Below are 20,861 nucleotides of genomic sequence, written 5' to 3'. Positions count from 1 at the left end.
TAAAATACTCATAAAATATTGATTATGAAGACGATTTTTAACTATTTTTCTCTTTTGATAACGTTGGTTTTTACAACGATTGTAAAAGCCGCCGACCCTTTTATTTCTTTTACTAAAACGGAAAACTCGGTTGTGTTGAAAGAGCACAATTTAGGTTTGATGCTGTTTTCGGATAGCGATTCGGATAAAGGAATTCTTCGTGCGGTTGCGAATCTTCAATCGGATTTTCAAAAAGTAACAGGGGTTCAGCCTACTCTTATTTCCCAAAATTCCGGGGCGAATGGAATGCTCATCATTATTGGTGAGGCCGGGAAAAGCAAGACCATTGATGCTTTAATTAAAGCTAAAAAAATTGATGGAACTTCAATCAAAGGAAAGAATGAAAAATTTATCATTCAAAATATCAGCAATCCGTTTCCCGGCGTTTCCGAAGCGATTGTAATTGCAGGAAGCGACAAACGCGGAACAATTTACGGAATTTACGAAATGTCGCAGCAAATCGGGGTTTCACCTTGGTATTACTGGGCGGATGTTCCGGTTGAGAAAAAAGAAAATCTATACTTTAAAAAAGGAATTTACACAGACGGAGAACCGGCGGTAGAATATCGCGGCATTTTCCTGAATGATGAAGAACCTTCGCTCGGAGGCTGGGCAAGAGCAACTTTTGGAGGAATCAATTCTAAATTTTACGAAAAAGTTTTTGAGTTGATTTTGCGAATGAAAGGCAATTACATCTGGCCTGCAATGTGGGGAAAAGCGTTTTATGATGATGACGTTTTGAACGGACCTTTAGCCAGCGAAATGGGAATTGTGATGGGAACTTCGCACCACGAACCGATGGCTCAGGCTCAAACCGATTGGCACAGATACATCAAGAAGAATAATCTTCCGAATGTCTGGGATTATTCGAAAAATGAGAAAGTTTTGCAGGAATTCTGGAAATTAGGGCTCGAAAGAAGCAAAAACTGGGAGAAATTAGTCACAGTAGGAATGCGCGGCGACGGCGATGAAGCGATGGGAGAGGGAACTAATATTTCCTTACTTGAAAAAATCGTGAAAGACCAGCGAAAAATTATTGCTGACGTAACAGGAAAAAAAGCGGAGAAAACGCCTCAGGTTTGGGCTTTGTACAAAGAAGTTCAGGATTATTACGACAAAGGAATGCGCGTTCCGGACGACGTTATTTTATTGTTTTGTGATGACAACTGGGGAAATGTGAGAAAACTTCCGGACCTTTCAAAACCTTTACACAAAGGCGGTTACGGGATGTATTATCACTTCGATTACGTGGGCGGACCAAGAAATTCAAAATGGATTAATATCAGTCCGATTCAGAGAGTTTGGGAACAGATGAATCTTTCTTACGAACATAAAGTGGATAAGGTTTGGGTCGTCAATGTCGGAGATTTGAAGCCGATGGAATTTCCAATCAGCTTTTTCCTGGAAATGGCCTGGAATCCGAAACAATTCAATTCAAAAAATCTTTTAGAATATACCGAAAAATGGGCGGCGCAGCAATTTGGTGAAAAATATGCCAAAAAAATTGCAGGAATGATTAATCTTTATTCAAAATATAACCGCCGTGTAACGCCAGAAACATTAGACTGGAAAACTTACAGCCTTCAAAATTATAATGAATTTGAAACGGTTTTAAATGATTACAGAACTTTGGCATTAGAAGCTTTACGTTTGAAAGAGAAGATTCCGGCAGAATATCAGGACGCATACTTTCAGCTGATATTATATCCGATTGATGCGTGCAGCAATTTGTATGAAATGTACTACGCAGTGGCAAAAAACAAAGAATTGGCAGCTAAAAAAGATGTTGAAGCTAATGTCTATGCGGATAAAGTCAAAGAATGTTTTCAGAGAAATGCTTATCTCGATAATCAGTATAATAATGTCATTGCCGGTGGAAAATGGCAGCATATGATGGACCAGATGAAGATAGGTTACAAAGCCTGGTTTGACGGAAAAGAAAATATAATGCCTGAAGTTACCCGTGTTTCTGAGTCTGAAGTTCCGAAAGAAAAAGTATTTCAAGAGAAAAACGGTTATGTTTCCATAGAAGCTGAAAATTTTGCAAGAATTGGCAATTCAGACCGAATCCATTGGGAAGTGATTCCGGATTTCGGGAAAACTAAATCCGCTGTGACGACTTTTCCGCAAAATGCTTATCCGAAAGCTGATGAAAATCTTTATCTGGAGTACGACGTAAATTTTGAATCAAAAGGTGAGTTTGAAGTCCAGTTATTATTAGCCCCAACTTTGAATTTCAATCATAATAAAGGTTTGCGTTATGAGATTTCCTTTGATGGCGGAACCCCGCAGATTGTCAATTTCAATGGTCACTACAAAGGTGAATTGGGAAGATGGCAGTCTGAACATATCATCAAGTCTACAACAAAACACCAGATTGCTCAACCCGGGAAACATACGTTGCGATTCAGAGTACTCGAACCGGGAATCGTGCTGGAAAAAATTCTGATTAACACAGGAGGTTTACAGCCTACTTATCTGGGTGCACCGGAAAGTGAAGTTTCCACAGAAAAATAACTATCCTTTATTTTTAATTATACTAAAAGTTAAAATAAGTAACCACTCAAAGACAATTCTTTGAGTGGTTTTTTTGATTTGTATTCGTTATAATTTCATTTTTAATTTTTGAAGACTATTTCGGTGAATTTGAAATTGATTTTCATATTAGATTTAGACTTAAATCAATGTAAATATGATATTTTTTTTGTGATATTTAAGGATTAATATTGTTTTTTTAATTTGTTAATGTAAATACTTATCATAATGTAATATTACATAGCGAATACACTTTAAAATTTTCATTTTTAGAATATGCTTTTAAATCTACATTTCAATGTTACGTAATCATCAACGCAATGATAACATAATCATATTTAATCTAATTTTAAATTATTATATTAAATAATAATTTCTAAAAATATTGTGAATTTTAGGGACTCTAGTATTGTTTTATTATGTTATTTATTATATTAGTGTTGAAATAACACTTAATTATTTAGTTAATATATGGAAGCAAAAAATTTACTTTTCCGATAATCCGGGATAGGATTAAACAAAACTAAAAATCAGTTCGAAATTTCTTTTTAACTGTTTTACAAAAATTTTTCATTCTCTACAAAGATGCTACTCAAAAAGCATCCGGACATTCTTATGCCCTATCTGAAAAAAACAAAATTCAAAAACTATTGTAAAATCTTAAGCTATGAAAAAAACTATTTTAAAATCACTTGGCCAATTTGCCTTTATCGCGATGGTATTTCTAAGTTTTCTGGCAAATGCCCAAACACCGAAAGTCCGAATAGACAATACGCCACGGCAAAAAATTACTGGTTATGGTGGCTTCGTGTGTAGCCCGCAGTTTGCTTACGATCATATGACACCTGCAGAAATCGAAAAAATGTGGGGAACAAACAGCGAAGCAGGTTACAACATTATGCGACTTTATATTCCTACAACCAGAGAGAATTGGAACTTGGCTCTCGCTACTGCACAAAAAGCGAAATCTCTGGGTCTGATTATTTTTGCGAGTCCGTGGTCACCACCTGCAGAATGGAAAACCAACGGAAATGATGCTGGAACATACAATGGCGTCGAGGGTTTTCTAAAACCTGAGCATTACGGAGATTTTGCAAATTACCTGAATGATTTTGTTCTTTATCTTAGGAATAATGGTGTTGAGCTCGAAGGTATCTCTCTGCAAAATGAGCCAGATTATGTAGTAGAATATACAGGATGCACTTGGACAACTACTCAAATGACCAATTTTCTGAAGAATTATTCAGATGTTATTAGTTGTAAGATTATTGCGCCGGAAACTGTGGGATTGTCAAACAATTTTGCTAATGCACTTCTTGCCACAGATGTATTGCCGAAGTTTGAAATCTACGCTGGACATCAATATGGAGGAATAGGTTCTGCGTACAAAGGTTTCCTTAATACAAACAAAGAAATCTGGATGACAGAGTTTCTAATCAATTGGAATTCCAATGGTGGCACAAGAAATTTTTCTTGGAATACAGATGCATTTGACTTTGCAAAAAGCATCAATGATGTTATTGTAGGCGGTGGTAATGCCTGGATCCATTATGCTACAAAAAGATATTACGGAATGATGGGAGATGGGCTTTACGGAACGGTAGCTGGCGAAATCACCAAGCGTGGTCATATTCTCTCTCATTATGCAAAATATACAACGGGTTACAAAAGATTGGATGCTATTTGGAGCGACCAAGGCGCTATGCAGGGTTCTGCGTTTATCAATGATTCTGGAGATAAAGTGACATTGATGATTTTAAACTCATCGGCTAATGCTTACACTTTGAAGGTGGATTTGCCTTTCTACACGACTTCAGCACAAAAGATTATGACCAATGAAACTTCTAATATGGTTTCCTCTAATCAGACTTTTACAGAAACTTTCCGCCCGACTATTCAGGTCAATCCTTCAAGTGTTATCACTTTAGTTTTTGATAAAAGTAATATCAGAGAAGTTTCCAATATGACGGGTCAGGATGTTAATTACACTAAAATTGAAAGTCAATCTGTTACCAATCCTGCGTTTGGAATAACTTATCAATTGAGCGGCAAAACAGCAACTTTATATAATTCTACCCCTTTAATCAGTTCTAATATGAATGATGCAAACGGCTATGTCAGCTTAGACGACCGTTATAATAAATTGGTTTTCCACGTGAATAGTTATACAACGAGCAATTTGCCAACTTCATCTAATACAACTTTATATTATGTTGATAATGCAGGTGTCGTGAAATCTTACAATTATGGAACTGTAAATTTGCCATCATCTGGGTCTTCCAATTTCGATTTGACATTTGATATCTCCAGAGCAGTTCTTACAACCGGTTGCAAGGGAATTATTGGACTTAGAAATGGTAATTTCAGCTCTATTCTGACATTCAATTTCGGAGATGTCTATTTTGCAATTTCAAATGAAAAATCGATGAAGTTTGCCGGTGTTTATTCAGATGGCGATAGCAATCTGATGGATGTTTATGAAAATACGTATTATACTTCATTGGATTTTACCAACACAACAGGTATTAATACTTCTGCTAATTGGAAGAGCAAAATGGCCAATTCCAACAGTATATTTTACGTTAGCAGTGGAGCAGGATTCCGCAAAGATTCTAAAGCAAGCAATACAAATGTTGTTTCAGGAACTGTTGCTGCATCGTTGGAATTATCCGATCAGGGCGGCGATTTTAATGTACCTTTCGCTTTCACCGCAACAGCCGCATCATATACAAAAACATTGAATGGATATGCCGTGATTGTATTACCTTTTGAAGCGAATGTTCCAAGTGGATTGCAAGCTTACAATATGCTGCCGTCATCATCAAAAGTTTTATGTACAAGTGTTCCAAATGGAAAAATTCCAGCTAATATACCGGTGCTGATTAATGGAAACGGAACATTTACTTTCACAGGATCCGGATCTGTTTCTACACCAAAAGCGATTGTTTCTAATCAGCTTAATGCAGATTACAGCACGGTAAAAGCTTACACAGGAGGATATGTTCTCAAAACAGTTGGAGGAGTTACAGGATTCTATAAAATAAGCAGTGGAAGCGAGACTGTTCCGGCGTTTAGCGCTTATATTTCTGAAGAAAATGCTTATTCAGCTTCACTTTTGCCATTGGAATTTGAAACACTTGCAGCTCAAAGTATATCTGATTCGAAAATGCAATTGTATCCAAATCCTGCTAAGAACGAAATCTTTGTTAATTGGAAATCGTCCGATACAGTTTATTCGATTATTGACGCTAAAGGAAGCCTGATCTCACATCAGTCGAAACTTGTCAGTGGTAAAAATAGAATTGATGTTTCAAAACTTGCTCCCGGACTATACTTTATTGAAATATACGAAGCAGGGAAAAACACCAGAACCAAATTTATAAAACAATAATTATCATATTTTCAAATCAAATTTTATTAAAAGTCACCGTTTATTCTGGTGACTTTTTTAATTAATATGAGCCAAACCTATTATTCGAATAAAAAATATAGGTCAGTCGGCAAGCTGCAAATATTATTATTTTAAATTAAGTGTTAATTTTACATTTATATAAAATAGAATCTTATATTTGTTAATAATCAAATATCAAATGTCAGTTTTTGAAATCAATCTGATATTTTAAATCAATTATAATGAAAAGAATCCTGTTTTACTTATCAATCTTCATCTGCGCAATCTATTCAGCACAGAACTATAAATTTCCTTTCCAAAACCCCAAACTTCCCGTCGAACAAAGAATAGAAAACCTTCTTGGATTACTAACTGTTGATGAAAAAATAGGAATGATGATGGACAATTCCAAAGCAGTTCCGAGATTGGAAATTCCCGCTTACGGATGGTGGAATGAGGCACTTCACGGTGTCGCAAGAGCCGGAACAGCGACTGTTTTTCCTCAAGCCATTGGTTTGGCGGCAACCTGGGATGTTCCGGAACATCTCAAAACTTTTGAAATGATTTCTGATGAAGCCAGAGCAAAATACAACAAATCATTTGATGAAGCCAGTAAAACCGGACGTTACGAAGGTCTGACATTCTGGACGCCGAATATCAATATTTTCCGTGATCCTAGATGGGGAAGAGGTCAGGAAACCTATGGAGAAGATCCCTATTTAACTTCTGTTTTGGGTGTTGCTGCCGTAAAAGGCTTGCAGGGAAACGATCCAAAATATTTCAAAACACACGCTTGCGCCAAACATTTTGCGGTTCACAGCGGTCCGGAATGGAATCGCCATTCTTACAATGCGGAAGTTTCCAAAAGGGATCTGTATGAAACCTATCTTCCTGCTTTCAAATCTTTGGTTTTAGAAGGAAATGTAAGGGAAGTGATGTGTGCTTACAACGCTTTCGACGGACAGCCGTGCTGCGCAAACAATACTTTGCTTACCGAAATTCTTCGCGGAAAATGGAAGTACGACGGAATGGTAGTATCAGACTGTTGGGCTTTGGCAGATTTCTATCAGGAAAAATACCACGGAACACATCCCGATGAAAAGACAGCAGCATCAGACGCATTAAAGCATTCAACTGATTTGGAATGCGGAGATACGTATAACAATCTTAATAAATCTCTTGCCAGCGGATTAATCACCGAAAAAGACCTCGATATATCAATGCGCAGAATCCTGAAAGGCTGGTTTGAACTCGGAATGCTGGACCCAAAATCGTCCGTGCATTGGAACCAAATTCCATATTCGGTTGTAGATTCGGAGGAACACAAGAAACAGGCTTTGAAAATGGCTCAAAAGTCAATCGTGCTGATGAAAAATGAGAAAAATATTCTTCCTTTAAATAAAAGCATTAAAAAAATAGCTGTAGTTGGTCCAAACGCCGATGACGGAATGATGCAATTGGGAAATTACAACGGAACACCTTCTTCAACGGTTACAATTTTAGATGGAATCAAGGCAAAATTTCCAAACGCTGAAATCATTTATGAAAAAGGAAGTGAAGTCGCAGATCCTACGGCAAGAACATCACTCTACCAAAATTTCATCAGTCAGAAAAACGGACAAAAAGGAATGAAGGTAGAATTTTTTAACAATAATGAATTCAAAGGTCAACCAGTCAATACATCAGTCAATAATACTTCAATCACGTATAATAGTTTTGGAGGAACACAACTCGCTGCAGGTGTTGCCAGAGAAAATACTTCAGCAAGAATATCAGGTATTTTTAAGAGCAGTTATTCGGGTGAAGTGATATTTTCAGCTGCAACATCAGATATCTACACACTTTTTGTTGATGGTAAAGAAATCGCTACCAGAAAAGGTCCTGACGCAAGACATCCTTCGGAGTTTCCTGTGAAAATGGAGAAAGGGGAAGAGTATCAAATAGAGCTACGTCACAGCCAGAAAGGAAAATATGTAAGCATTGTCTTTGAAGTGTACAGAAAAGACCCGGTAAATTTTGCTTCAGTAAAAGAAAAAGTAAAAGATGCAGATGTCATTGTCTTCGCAGGCGGACTTTCCCCAAATCTTGAAGGCGAAGAAATGTTGGTAAGCGCCGAAGGTTTCAAAGGAGGTGATAAAACCTCAATAGAACTTCCGAAAGTTCAACGTGAATTGCTTGCAGAATTAAGAAAAACCAGAAAACCTGTTGTTTTTGTGCTGTGTACAGGAAGTTCACTCGGTTTGGAGCAGGACGATAAAAATTATGATGCTTTGCTGAATGCCTGGTACGGCGGTCAGTCGAGTGGAAATGCAGTTGCAGATGTTTTGGCAGGCGATTACAATCCGTCTGGAAAGTTGCCGATTACGTTTTACAAAAATCTCGAGCAATTGGATAATGCACTTTCTAAAACCAGCAAGCATCAGGGTTTTGAAAACTACGATATGCAGGGAAGAACCTACCGTTATATGACAGAAAAACCTTTGTATGCATTCGGTCACGGTTTGAGCTATTCAAAATTTACTTATGGAGATGCTAAATTGAGTAAAAACTCTATTAATTCTAAAGAAAATTTGACTATTACAATTCCGGTTACCAACATTTCAGAAAGAGATGGTGAAGAAGTTGTTCAGGTTTATGTGAAAAGAAATAACGATGCTTTGGCGCCTGTAAAGACTTTAAGAGCTTTTGAAAGGGTTTTGATTAAATCTAAAGAAATAAAGAATATTCAACTGACAATTTCTCAGGAATCATTCAAATTTTACGATGAAAAAGCCGATGATTTGGTTTCAAAGCCTGGAGATTACACCATTTTCTACGGCGGAACTTCTGAAAATTCAGGATTGAAAAGTATGATATTAAAAGTTAAATAATGACAGACTGCCACACTCCATTAAACATTTAGTATTAGATATGTCACACTGAGCATAGTCGAGGTGTCTGTTTGAACAATCAAAAAATAGTATCAATGAAAACTAAAAATAAAATCTTCACCCTTCTTCTTTCAGGTTGCGTTGCATTTTCATCGGCACAAACCTCAAAGTTTACTTTAGATTTGGACGGAACATCTACCAACATCAAAATCCAACCAACGATGTACGGAATCTTCTTTGAAGATATCAATTTTGCAGCCGATGGCGGTATTTATGCCGAACTCATCAAAAACCGGAGTTTTGAATTTGACGAACCATTAACGGGCTGGAAACAACAAAATACGAAAACCCTTTCTCCGAATTTAGATTCCGGGTTTCTGACGATTTATTCTGACGATTCTAAAACCAATAAAAACTACGCAAGAATCACCGTTTACAATGATAAAAATTATATTTTGGGAAATGAAGGTTTCAGGGGAATCGGACTTCATCAGAACTCGAAGTATGATTTTAGTTTCGACTTGGAAAATGTATCCGGAAACATTTCTGCCGTCAACGCAAGTCTGATTGATGAAAACGGAAAGATAATCTCGACAGTTCCCATTCTCATTAAAGGAAAAGGATGGCAAAAATATACGGCTGTTTTTTCTCCATCAAGAACAGTTGAAAAAGCAAAACTTCAAATCACTTTTACCGGAAACGGCGTGGTAAATATGGATATGATTTCGCTCTTCCCGCAAGACACTTGGAAGGGACGAAAAGGTGGTTTGCGAAAAGATTTGGTTCAGAAATTATATGATTTGCAACCTGGATTTTTACGTTTTCCCGGTGGCTGTATTGTCGAGGGAAGAACACTTGCAGAAAGATATCAATGGAAAAAAACATTGGGAAATGTTGCCGACAGAGAATATCTCATCAACAAATGGAGTTCCGGATTTGACCATCGTCTCACTCCCGATTATTATCAGTCTTTCGGATTAGGTTTTTATGAATATTTCCAGCTTTCCGAAGATTTGGGAGCAGAACCATTACCGATTCTAAGTTGCGGAATGGCGTGCCAGTTCAACACAGCTGAATTGGTTCATTTGGAAGAATTAAATCCTTTCGTTCAGGATGCTTTGGATTTAATTGAGTTTGCTAACGGAAGTGAAAATACAAAATGGGGTAAAATTCGTGCTAAAATGGGACATCCGAAACCATTCAATATGAAATATATCGGTGTTGGGAATGAACAGTGGGGAGAAGATTACATCGAGCGTTACAAGATTTTTGAAAAAGCCATTCATTCCAAATATCCTGATATTAAAATCATTTCAGGAAGTGGACCGTCGCCCGACGGAGAATTCTTTGAATACGGCTGGAAAGAACTCAAAAAACTCAATGCACAGATTGTCGATGAGCATTATTACAATTCGCCCGAATGGTTTACAAAAAATGCCGGAAGATATGACGATTACGACCGGTCCGGTCCGAAAGTTTTTGCCGGAGAATATGCCGCACAATCAGTGGGTGTAGTGAAACCAGATAATAAAAACAATTGGCAGACCGCACTTTCAGAAGCCGCTTTTATGACAGGATTGGAAAGAAATGCAGATGTTGTCACAATGACTTCTTATGCACCGCTTTTTGCCCACGCAGACGGGTGGCAATGGACACCGGATTTAATTTGGTTCAATAATCTCCAGTCGTATGCGACACCAAATTATTATGTTCAGAAATTATTTTCCAATAATAAAGGAACCGATTTAATTAAAATTTCTGAAAACGGGAATGCTGTAAAAGGTCAAAATCAACTCTTTGCATCGGCGGTGAATGACAGTGAAAATAATGAAGTAATCATTAAAATTGTCAATACAGATTCTCACGAAAAATCAATTGAAATCAATCCAAAAAACATCAAAATAGGAAGTAAACTGACCAAAATAACATTAACAGCTTCACAACTTTCGAGTGAAAATAATTTTGAAACAGAAAACATAAAACCTCTGGAAGAGAATTCTGTGATCAAAAAAGGGAAATTTTCTGTTCAAATCCCACCCAATTCTTTCGTTGTTTTAAAGATAAAATAGCTGTTAAATACCATCAATAAAAGAAAAATAAAAAATAAGTGTAATATTTACATTTATTTAAAATAAAAATTTATATTTGTTTAAATCTCTTAATAGAAATGCAACGATTTCGTTCAACCTAGACATTTAGTATTAGAGATGCCACCCTGAGCCAAGCTTGTGCTGAGACTGCCGAAGTAAAGGGTTTACCAAAATAAAAATTAATAAAAATTAATTCATCGCAACAATGAAGAAATATGTTATCGGATTAGACTATGGAACAGATTCCGTTCGTGCTGTCTTGATTGATACAGAAAACGGAGCTGAGCTCGCAACATCCGTAAACTACTACCAAAGATGGAAAGAAGGAAAATTTTGCCAGCCGGAACAAAATCAATTCCGTCAACATCCTTTAGATCATATTGAAGGCTTGGAAAAAACCATTTCCGATGTTGTCAAAGAAAGTGGAGTAGCACCCGAAAGTATTGTCAGCATTTGTATTGATACCACTGGTTCATCACCGCTTCCGGTAAACAAAGAAGGAATTGCATTGGCTCTGACTCCCGGATTCGAACAAAATCCAAATGCAATGATGGTATTGTGGAAAGACCATACTTCAATTTCAGAAGCCGAGGAAATCAACCATTTGGCGAGAAATTGGGGCGGCGAAGATTATACCAAATTTGAAGGCGGAATCTATTCCTCCGAATGGTTTTGGGCAAAAATTCTCCACATCAACAGAGTTGATGAAAATGTGAAAAATGGGGCTTACAGCTGGATGGAACATTGCGATTATATCACATTTCTACTTTCCGACCATCAGGATTTGACAACTTTCAAAAGAAGCCGTTGTGCGGCCGGTCACAAAGCGATGTGGCACGAATCGTGGAACGGATTGCCGTCAAAAGATTTCCTTGGTCAGTTAGACTCGTCTTTAGCTGAACTTCGGGACAGATTGTACGATAAAACTTACACTTCCGATGAGGTTGCAGGAAATTTAAATCAAGAATGGGCAGCAAAACTAGGCTTGACAACCAACACAGTGATTGCCGTAGGAACTTTCGACGCCCATTCCGGAGCAGTCGGCGCAAAAGTGGAGGAGAATACGCTCATTAGAATTATGGGAACTTCAACCTGCGATATTATGGTTGCACCTAACGAAATTATCGGAGACAAAACGGTCAAAGGAATCTGCGGACAAGTAGATGGTTCGGTTATTCCAGGATTGATGGGTCTTGAGGCTGGTCAGTCTGCGTTCGGAGATTTGCTGGCCTGGTACAAAGACATTCTGATGTGGCCGACGCAAAATATTCTGATGAATTCTAATATCATCGATGACAATCAAAAACAACAATTAAAGGAAGAAATAGAACACAATCTCATCCGAAATCTTACTTTAGAAGCCGAAAAAATTCCTCTTTCCGAAGCCGTTCCTATCGCATTGGATTGGGTGAACGGACGTAGAACGCCCGATGCCAATCAGGAACTGAAAGCTGCTATCAGCAATCTTTCACTCGGAACAAAAGCGCCACATATTTTCAAAGCGTTGGTGAATGCCATTTGTTTCGGGTCCAAAAAAATTGTTGACCGTTTCGAAGAAGAAGGTGTGAAAATAGAAAAAGTAATTGGAATTGGCGGTGTTGCCAGAAAGTCACCGTTCATTATGCAGACCTTGGCAAACGTCCTGAATATGCCGATTGTCGTAGCTGCATCCGACCAGGCTCCGGCATTGGGAGCCGCAATTTACGCAGCCGTTGCAGCAGGAATTTATCCGAATGTCCAAGACGCAAGCCAGAAAATGGGTTCCGATTTCGAAGCAGAATATTTCCCGCAGACAGAACACGTGGAAAAATATGCAGAATTAATGAGCCAGTATCAGATTCTTGCAGACTTCACAGAAAATAATGTCAAATTAAAGAAAAAGTTGATAGTTGACAGTTTGTAGTTGATAGAAATCACATTCAATTTTAAAATAACAACTAATAACCAAAGATTTTATGGCAGCTTTATCCGTCTTCCACTCCCGCTTTTTTGCTCGTCGTGCCTCCTCACAAAAAGAGCTCCGTTCAAGCCGGGCTGCGTGCAATTCGCTGTAACAGAAGTAAAGACAGTCAAATAATTTTTTTATCATTTAATCTTTCAATCATTTAATAAAACTAAAATGAGCATCTATAAAGAACTCCAGAGAGAATGTTACGAAGCCAATATGCAGCTCGATGCATTGAAGCTGGTCGTTTACACATTCGGAAACGTAAGCGCCGTCGACCGTGACAAAGAAATATTTGCCATCAAGCCGAGCGGTGTTCCTTACGAATTACTGAAACCAGAAGACATCGTGATTTTAGATTACGATGCCAATGTCGTTGAAGGAAATTTAAGACCATCTTCCGATACCAAAACCCACGCTTATCTCTATAAAAACTGGGACAAAATCGGCGGAATCTCACATACACACGCCATCTATTCCGTAGCTTGGGCACAGGCACAGTTGGACATCCCGATTTTCGGAACGACCCACGCAGACCATCTGACAACAGATATTCCTTGCGCACCGCCGATGCGAGACGATTTAATCGAAGGAAATTATGAATACAATACGGGAATCCAGATTCTCGACTGTTTTAAAGAAAAAGATTTGTCTTACGAAGAAGTGGAAATGGTACTCATAGGAAATCACGGACCGTTCACCTGGGGTAAAAATGCAGACAAAGCCGTTTACAACAGCAAAGTTCTCGAAACCATTGCAGAAATGGCGTATCGCACAAAACAAATCAACCCGGATGCACCACGCCTTAAAGATTCGCTCATCAAAAAACATTACGAACGAAAACACGGCAAAAACGCCTATTACGGACAGTAAACGGCTATTAGCTTTTGGCAATTAGCATCTAGATTTTAAAATCAATCAACAATCAACCAAAAACCATCAACTAAATATATGTTAACACCTCTCAATACAAAAGAAATCTGGTTCATTACCGGAAGCCAGCATTTATACGGACCTGAAACCTTAGCTCAGGTTGCGGAACATTCAGCAAGAATCGTAGAAGCACTCAATGCTTCTTCACAAATTCCTGTAAAAGTTATTTTAAAGCCAACGGTAAAAACAACAGAAGAAATTTTCGAAACATTAACTGCCGCCAATTTCTCAAAAGACTGCATCGGAATTGTAACCTGGATGCACACATTCTCACCCGCAAAAATGTGGATTCGCGGACTGACCGCTTTACAAAAACCAATGTTGCATCTTCACACACAGTTCAATCAGGATATTCCTTGGGCTACGATGGATATGGACTTTATGAACCTTAATCAGGCAGCGCACGGCGACAGGGAGTTCGGATTTATGGTAAGCCGTCTGCGTAAAAACAGAAAAGTAGTCGTAGGACATTGGGCTGAAGAAAGAGTTCAGAAACAAATTGGAGAATGGAGTAGAGTTGCCGCAGGCTGGGATGATTGGCAAGGTGCAAAGTTCGCCCGTTTTGGGGATAATATGAGATTTGTAGCCGTTACCGACGGAGATAAAGTAGAAGCGGAAACCCAGTTTGGTTTTTCGGTAAACACTTGGGGAATCGGGGATTTGGTAAGCGTTGTCAATTCAATTGGTGATGGCGAAATCAAAACCTTAATTGAAGAATATGAGGCTTCATACAAAATGGCAGAATCCCTTCTTTCCGGAGGTTCAAACAGAAAATCTCTGGAAGTTGCTGCAAGAATTGAATTAGGTTTAGAAAAATTCCTGAAAGACGGAAATTTCAAAGGTTTTTCCGATACTTTCGAAGACCTTCACGGTTTAGAACAATTGCCAGGAATTGCCGTTCAGAGATTAATGCAAAAAGGTTACGGATTTGCCGGAGAAGGCGATTGGAAAACTGCCGCTTTGGTTCGTGCGATGAAAACGATGGGACAAGGCCTTGAAGGCGGAAATGCCTTTATGGAAGATTATACATATCATTTAAATCCTTCAAATCCTTCGATTTTAGGTTCGCATATGTTGGAAGTTGACCCTGTTTTGGCGATTGACAAACCATCTTGTGAAATTCATCCATTGGGAATTGGCGGAAAAGCTGATCCGGTTCGTTTGGTTTTCAATTCAAGAGGAAATATCGATTCTTTAAATGCCGCTTTGATGGATTTCGGAAATCATTTCAGACTTTTAATCAATAAAACAAAAGCGTTGGAAATTACCGAAGAATTGCCAAAACTTCCTGTTGCGAGAGTTCTTTGGAAACCGCTTCCTGACCTGTACACGGCAGCTGAAGTCTGGATTTTGGCAGGTGGAGCGCATCACACGTGTTACAGTGAGAATATCAGCGTGGAACAATTGGAAGATTTTGCGGAGATTGCAGGTATCGAATCGCTTGTTATTGATGAAGATACAAAAATCCGTGATTTTAAGAACACTCTTCGCTGGAATGAAATATATTATCGTTAAACTTGCAAAACTTCTAAAAAATGAGAAAAACAAGTATAAACTTGATAATTCTTTTTGCCGTTTTATGTATTTTCGGGTGCAATAAAAAAGAAAATCAATCAAAAACTCAACCGGAAACAATGGAAAACATACAGGTTTCAGATTACGGAGTCACATCAAAGGGGGATTCTATCAAAAAATACACTTTAACCAACAAAAACGGGATGAAGGTGGAAGTCATTAACTTCGGTGGAATTATCACTTCACTTACTGCTCCCGATAAAAACGGAAAATACGAAGATGTTGTTTTAGGATTTACCAAACCTGAAGATTATTTTAACGGAAATCCTTACTATTTTGGAGCATTAATTGGTCGTTACGGAAACAGAATTGCCAATGCCAAATTCACTTTGGAAGGTAAATCGTATGACATCGACAAAAACGACGGTCTGAACAGTCTTCACGGCGGAAAAGAAGGATTCCATACCAAATTCTGGAATATCGAATCGGTGAAAGATGCCAAGTTCCCAACCTTGAAACTGACTTACACCAGCGCAGACGGTGAAGAAGGCTATCCTGGAAAATTAACGACAACGGTTTTGTATACTTTGACGGACGACAACGCTTTGGAAATTTTTTACGAAGCGGAAACCGATAAACCGACTGTGGTGAATTTGACTCAGCATTCGTATTTCAATCTTTCAGGGAATTTTTCAAAAACCATTCTTGACCACGAATTGCAGATTAATGCAGATAAATTTTTACCGGTAAATGAAACTTTGATTCCTACAGGTGAACAAAAAGCCGTGAAAGGAAGTGCATTCGATTTCACAGTTTCAAAAGCTATTGGAAGAGACATCAATGCTGATGACGACCAACTGAAAAAAGGAAAAGGTTACGACCACAACTGGATTCTGAACGGAAGCGGATTGAGAAGCATTGCCAAAGTTTACCACCCGGAATCGGGGAGAGTAATGGAAGTTTTGACGGATGAACCGGGCGTCCAGTTCTATTCCGGAAACTTTTTGGATGGAAAATTTGATACAAAGACAGGCGGAAAAAATGAATTCAGAACAGGTTTTTGCTTGGAAACACAACATTTTCCGGATTCACCAAACCAGACTTCTTTCCCTTCTACAGAACTGAAGCCGGGACAAAAATACCAGTCGAAAACAATTTACAAATTCTCAGTTAAACAATAAAGTATGGGAAATTTAGCAACTATTGATATCATTATATTTCTGATTTATTTTGTGGTGGTAGCCGGTTACGGAATCTGGATTTATAACAAAAAAAAATCAGCAGCAACAGGCAGTAAAGATTATTTCCTTGCGGAAGGTTCACTAACCTGGTGGGCGATTGGAGCGAGTTTGATTGCTTCCAACATTTCGGCAGAACAGTTCATCGGGATGTCCGGTGAAGGGTTTTTCGTCGGCGTAGCAGTGGCAGCTTATGAATGGATTGCAGCATTGGCGCTCATCATTATTGCCATTTGGTTCATTCCGATTTATCTTAAAAACAAAATTTATACGATGCCGCAATTTTTGGAAACCCGTTACAACAAATCGGTTTCCCTGATTATGGCGGTGTTCTGGCTGTTTTTATATGTGATTGTCAACCTTACTTCCATTCTTTATTTAGGAGCTTTGGCTATTGATACGCTGTTGGGCGGCGGTCATCTTCATATCATTATGATTGGATTGCTTTTAATGGCATTATTAATCGGTCTTGGCGGAATGAAAGTAATCGGTTACACCGACGTAATTCAGGTGGCGGTTTTAATTATCGGAGGTTTTGCTACGGTTTATATGGCACTTCAGATTGTTGACCAGAGAATCAACGGAGCGGCTGTAGGAAATGCTTTGACAGGTTTTCAGACCTTGATGAACGAAGCACCACAACATTTCAAATTAATGCTTGAAAAACCGGTTAAAACAACGACAACTTTAGCAATGCCTGAAAATTTGGACGTTCAGAAATATGTTGTCCTTCCGGGCTTAGCAATGTATTTTGCAGGACAGTGGATTGTTAATTTAAATTATTGGGGTTGTAACCAGTACATCACACAAAGAGCTCTGGGAGCTGATTTGAAAACAGCGAGAACTGGGATTTTATTCGCAGGATTCCTTAAATTATTTATGCCGATTATCGTAATGCTTCCGGGAATTGCGGCTTACGTTTTGTATACGAAAGGTCACTTACCTGGTTTTAACGGAGTGAAAGACGGAGCATATTCTGCAATATTAGGTTTTTTACCGGTTGGTCTGAAAGGTCTTGCTGTAGCAGCTTTGACGGCAGCAATCGTTGCTTCACTGGCAGGAAAAGTAAACAGTATCTCAACGATTTTCACATTAGATATTTATAAAAAATATTTGAAGGCTGATGCGACGGAAATTCAAATGGTAAGAACCGGAAGATGGGCGATTATTATTGCAATGTTTGTAGCTTTGGCATTTACCTGGACAGATGTTTTAGGTATCGGTGGTGAAGGTGGATTTACTTTCATTCAGAAATATACAGGATTTATCAGTCCGGGCGTTTTTGCGATGTTCCTTTTAGGAATGTTCTGGAAAAGAACAACCGGAACTGCAGCTTTGGTAGGCGTAATTTTAGGATTTGTTCTGGCAATTTTCTTCAATAGTTTTGCTGTGGAAATTTTCGGAAAAGAAACTTGGCTATACACAGCTTTTACTTATGAAAAACTGGAAAATGGTGTAGTTCATACCATTACTGAAATTCCGTTCCTGATTAATATGGGCTGGTCATTCTTTTTCACGATTGTAGCAATGATCCTGATAAGTCTTGTAGGACCGAAAGTGAACCCGAAAGCATTTGCAATCGATGCATCAATGTTCAAAGTGGATAACAGAACATTGGTTTTAATTGTTGTAACGTTACTTTTATTAACTGCACTTTACGTGAGATTTTGGTAAATTTTAAGGTATTATAAAAAAGATGTCATTTGAGGCATCCTTTTTTATTTTTTTATAATTTTGATTGTATTTTGAAAACCTATTTTCTTTTCATCGATACCGAAACTACGGGAATCCCGAAACGATGGAGTCTGCCTTATTCTGAGAAAGATAATTGGCCTTCCGCAGTTCAGGTGGCCTGGGTTATTTATGACGAAAATGCCCAGGAAGTTAAACGTGAAAATTTTTATATTTTTAATGAGGATTTGAAAATCAGTTCGAAGTCATTGAAAATCCACGGTATTACCAAAGAATTCTTAAGTAAAAACGGACAGGAAAGAACGTTGGTTTTAGAAAAGCTTTCAACGGATATAAAAGAATTTCAACCATTGATTACGGGACATTTTACAGAGTTTGATATTCACACACTAAGCGCCGATTTTTACAGGGCAAACCTGGAAAATCCTTTTCTGCATAGTCATTTCTACTGCACAATGCTTAAAAGTAAAGGGTATGCTGTTAATCCGGAAGCTGATTATTTTAAACTGCCTCAGCTTTACGAGTTTCTTTTTAATGAAAAAATGGAACATCTCCACAATGCGATGATCGATGCAGAAATAACTGCAAAATGTTTTTTTGAAATCCGGAAAAGGGGAGAGATTTCAGAAGCTGACTTTCAGAATATTCATCAGAAAATCGAATCCGGTTTAAAGTTTTTAACCCATAAAATGAAATAACTATGATGCAGGAAAAAATTATTTCACTTTTAAAAATAACAGAACCTTTTCACCTTTTACCCGAAACCGTTCTTGCAGAAATCTCAGAAACGCTCACAAAAACGGAATTTTCTAAAGATACGTTGGTCTATCGTCAGGAAGTGACGGAAATGAGAGGGGTAGACATTATTGAATCCGGAGAATACGAAACATTTTTTTTCGATGCAGCGGAAAACAAAAGATGTATTTCGATACACGATTCGCCTTATTGTTTTGGGGGAATATCTGTGGTTCTGAACAGAATACGTGCATTGAAATCGGCGATTGCCAAAAAGGGAACTGTTGTTTATACATTGCCAAAAAAGGAATTCTACGAGCTGTGTAACGCGTATGAAGACTTTTTCCACTATTTTACATCAGATTTCGGCAAAAAAATGCTGGATGAAGAATTTTCTCATTTTGTGAAAACCCCTGCAACGTTTGAAGAAAGTTATTTTGCGGCCGACCAGCTTTATTCCAGAAAAATAAAAGGAATTACCTACAAAAGTATCGTTTCCTGCGAAGAAAATACTCCTGTTTTTGAGGCGGCTCAAATGATGGCAACTCATAAAGTAAGCTGCATCTTTGTGAAAAAATCAGCAAATGAGGAAATTATCGGCTATGCGACAGATATTACCTTGCGAGATAATGTTATTGCCCGCTGCCTGGATTCCAGAATTGCAATTTATGAGGTGATGGATAATCCCATTGTAAGTATTTCAATCGACGCTTATCTTTATGAAGCGGTTCTGATGATGTTTAAAACTAAATCAAGATATCTTCTTGTAAAAGATAATGGCGAGTATGTAGGTTTTCTGAGCAGAAATCGCCTGTTGAGCGAGCAAGGGCAGAGTCCGCTTGTTTTTATACAATCTGTAAAACAGGCTGAAAGTGTAGAAGAACTTAAGAAAAAATGGAAACAGGTTCCGGATATTATTACTCAATTATTGGGAAGGGGAGTGCACGGGGAGATTGCCAGTCAGGTCATCACAACAATTGCTGATACAATAACAGGAAAAGTAATAGAAAAAGTTATCAGGCAGATAGGAAAACCTCCTGCAAAATTTGCGTTTATCGTGACCGGGAGCGAAGGCCGGAAAGAACAGACTCTAAGCACAGACCAGGACAACGGAATTATCTACGAGGATAAAGCCAATGAACACCGTGAAATGGTAAGGGAATATTTTCTGGATTTTGCCAAAAAAGTTTCGGATGATCTCAATACTATTGGGTTTGAATACTGCAAAGGAAATTTTATGGCAAGCAATCCCAAATGGACTCATTCTCTTTCTCACTGGAAAAGAAATTACAACCAATGGATCGAAGAATCGGTGCCGGAAACCGCAATGAAGCTTTCCACTTTTTTCGATTTCCGTTTTATTTATGGTGAAGAAAATATTGTGAAAGAACTGAAAACCTTTATTAAGGAAAAATTGGTTTCGCCCAATCAGCTGTTTTTTGCTCATATTGCTAAAAATGCTCTACAGTACGAACCGCCTTTGACTTTTCTCAAAAGAATTAAAACCCAGACCATCGGGAAATCAGAGGTTTTTGATATCAAAACTGCGATGTCGCCAATTGTAGATTTACTCCGTGTGTATGCGTTGAAAAACCAGTTGGAAATAGAGAATACCGGCGAACGAATGAAAAAACTGACGGAAATAGGAGTTTTCACGCAACAGCAATACAATGAAATGCATCAGTCTTACTATTATCTGATGGCACTTCGGCTAAAAAATCAGGCAAACCAGATCAATATTGATAAAAAGCATCCTGATAATTATATCGAAATCAGTAAACTTACCAAAATAGAGCGTGTCACTTTAATCGAAATTTTTAAAACCATTGCTAATTTCCAGCTGGGAATCAAAGTGAAGTTTACAGGAAGTTTTTAAGT

General features: G+C 38.1%; 11 protein-coding genes. All 11 read left to right on the top strand.

The window, feature by feature from the left end:
- Positions 1-24: 24 nt before the first annotated feature.
- The 11 genes from BUR19_RS10860 to BUR19_RS10810 all read left to right on the top strand — a co-directional run bounded on the left by BUR19_RS10860 (position 25) and on the right by BUR19_RS10810 (position 20,859).
- The gene (locus tag BUR19_RS10860) at positions 25-2,556 is read left to right on the top strand and encodes a glycosyl hydrolase 115 family protein (protein ID WP_083600742.1); all 2,532 of its coding nucleotides are present in this window, start codon (positions 25-27) and stop codon (positions 2,554-2,556) included.
- Positions 2,557-3,241: 685 nt separating this feature from the next.
- Positions 3,242-5,965 carry a T9SS type A sorting domain-containing protein gene (locus BUR19_RS10855; RefSeq protein WP_074235343.1) on the top strand — a complete coding sequence of 908 codons (2,724 nt, stop codon included), beginning with the start codon at positions 3,242-3,244 and terminating at the stop codon, positions 5,963-5,965.
- Positions 5,966-6,207: 242 nt separating this feature from the next.
- Entirely contained in the window at positions 6,208-8,835 is a 2,628-nt protein-coding gene (locus BUR19_RS10850; protein WP_083600741.1) for a glycoside hydrolase family 3 C-terminal domain-containing protein, read from the top strand.
- Between the two features lie 95 nt (positions 8,836-8,930).
- Positions 8,931-10,904, top strand: a complete 1,974-nt coding sequence (locus BUR19_RS10845; protein WP_074235341.1) for an alpha-L-arabinofuranosidase C-terminal domain-containing protein — start codon at positions 8,931-8,933, stop codon at positions 10,902-10,904.
- Between the two features lie 226 nt (positions 10,905-11,130).
- The gene (locus BUR19_RS10840) at positions 11,131-12,828 is read left to right on the top strand and encodes a ribulokinase (RefSeq protein WP_074235340.1); all 1,698 of its coding nucleotides are present in this window, start codon (positions 11,131-11,133) and stop codon (positions 12,826-12,828) included.
- 216 nt (positions 12,829-13,044) lie between these two features.
- Positions 13,045-13,743: an L-ribulose-5-phosphate 4-epimerase gene (locus BUR19_RS10835; RefSeq protein ID WP_074235339.1), complete on the top strand. Its 699-nt coding sequence runs from the start codon at positions 13,045-13,047 to the stop codon at positions 13,741-13,743.
- A gap of 78 nt (positions 13,744-13,821) precedes the next feature.
- The gene (gene araA / locus BUR19_RS10830) at positions 13,822-15,318 is read left to right on the top strand and encodes an L-arabinose isomerase (protein WP_074235338.1); all 1,497 of its coding nucleotides are present in this window, start codon (positions 13,822-13,824) and stop codon (positions 15,316-15,318) included.
- 20 nt (positions 15,319-15,338) lie between these two features.
- On the top strand, positions 15,339-16,499 hold the full coding sequence (locus BUR19_RS10825; RefSeq protein ID WP_074235337.1) for an aldose epimerase family protein: 1,161 nt from the start codon (positions 15,339-15,341) through the stop codon (positions 16,497-16,499).
- A gap of 3 nt (positions 16,500-16,502) precedes the next feature.
- The gene (locus BUR19_RS10820) at positions 16,503-18,230 is read left to right on the top strand and encodes a sodium:solute symporter family transporter (protein WP_074235336.1); all 1,728 of its coding nucleotides are present in this window, start codon (positions 16,503-16,505) and stop codon (positions 18,228-18,230) included.
- Positions 18,231-18,301: 71 nt separating this feature from the next.
- Entirely contained in the window at positions 18,302-18,946 is a 645-nt protein-coding gene (locus BUR19_RS10815) for a 3'-5' exonuclease (RefSeq protein ID WP_074235335.1), read from the top strand.
- Between the two features lie 2 nt (positions 18,947-18,948).
- Positions 18,949-20,859 carry a DUF294 nucleotidyltransferase-like domain-containing protein gene (locus BUR19_RS10810; protein ID WP_245799056.1) on the top strand — a complete coding sequence of 637 codons (1,911 nt, stop codon included), beginning with the start codon at positions 18,949-18,951 and terminating at the stop codon, positions 20,857-20,859.
- Positions 20,860-20,861: the final 2 nt, after the last annotated feature.

The sequence above is a fragment of the Epilithonimonas zeae genome (assembly GCF_900141765.1).
Classification (GTDB): domain Bacteria; phylum Bacteroidota; class Bacteroidia; order Flavobacteriales; family Weeksellaceae; genus Epilithonimonas; species Epilithonimonas zeae.
This window is presented reverse-complemented; position numbering and strand designations above follow the sequence as displayed.

What these genes read in the sequence shown, in the direction of transcription:
- BUR19_RS10860 (WP_083600742.1), top strand. Translation starts at nt 25, where the DNA reads ATGAAGACGATTTTTAACTATTTTTCTCTTTTGATAACGTTGGTTTTT.
- BUR19_RS10855 (WP_074235343.1), top strand. Translation starts at nt 3,242, where the DNA reads ATGAAAAAAACTATTTTAAAATCACTTGGCCAATTTGCCTTTATCGCG.
- BUR19_RS10850 (WP_083600741.1), top strand. Translation starts at nt 6,208, where the DNA reads ATGAAAAGAATCCTGTTTTACTTATCAATCTTCATCTGCGCAATCTAT.
- BUR19_RS10845 (WP_074235341.1), top strand. Translation starts at nt 8,931, where the DNA reads ATGAAAACTAAAAATAAAATCTTCACCCTTCTTCTTTCAGGTTGCGTT.
- BUR19_RS10840 (WP_074235340.1), top strand. Translation starts at nt 11,131, where the DNA reads ATGAAGAAATATGTTATCGGATTAGACTATGGAACAGATTCCGTTCGT.
- BUR19_RS10835 (WP_074235339.1), top strand. Translation starts at nt 13,045, where the DNA reads ATGAGCATCTATAAAGAACTCCAGAGAGAATGTTACGAAGCCAATATG.
- araA (WP_074235338.1), top strand. Translation starts at nt 13,822, where the DNA reads ATGTTAACACCTCTCAATACAAAAGAAATCTGGTTCATTACCGGAAGC.
- BUR19_RS10825 (WP_074235337.1), top strand. Translation starts at nt 15,339, where the DNA reads ATGAGAAAAACAAGTATAAACTTGATAATTCTTTTTGCCGTTTTATGT.
- BUR19_RS10820 (WP_074235336.1), top strand. Translation starts at nt 16,503, where the DNA reads ATGGGAAATTTAGCAACTATTGATATCATTATATTTCTGATTTATTTT.
- BUR19_RS10810 (WP_245799056.1), top strand. Translation starts at nt 18,949, where the DNA reads ATGATGCAGGAAAAAATTATTTCACTTTTAAAAATAACAGAACCTTTT.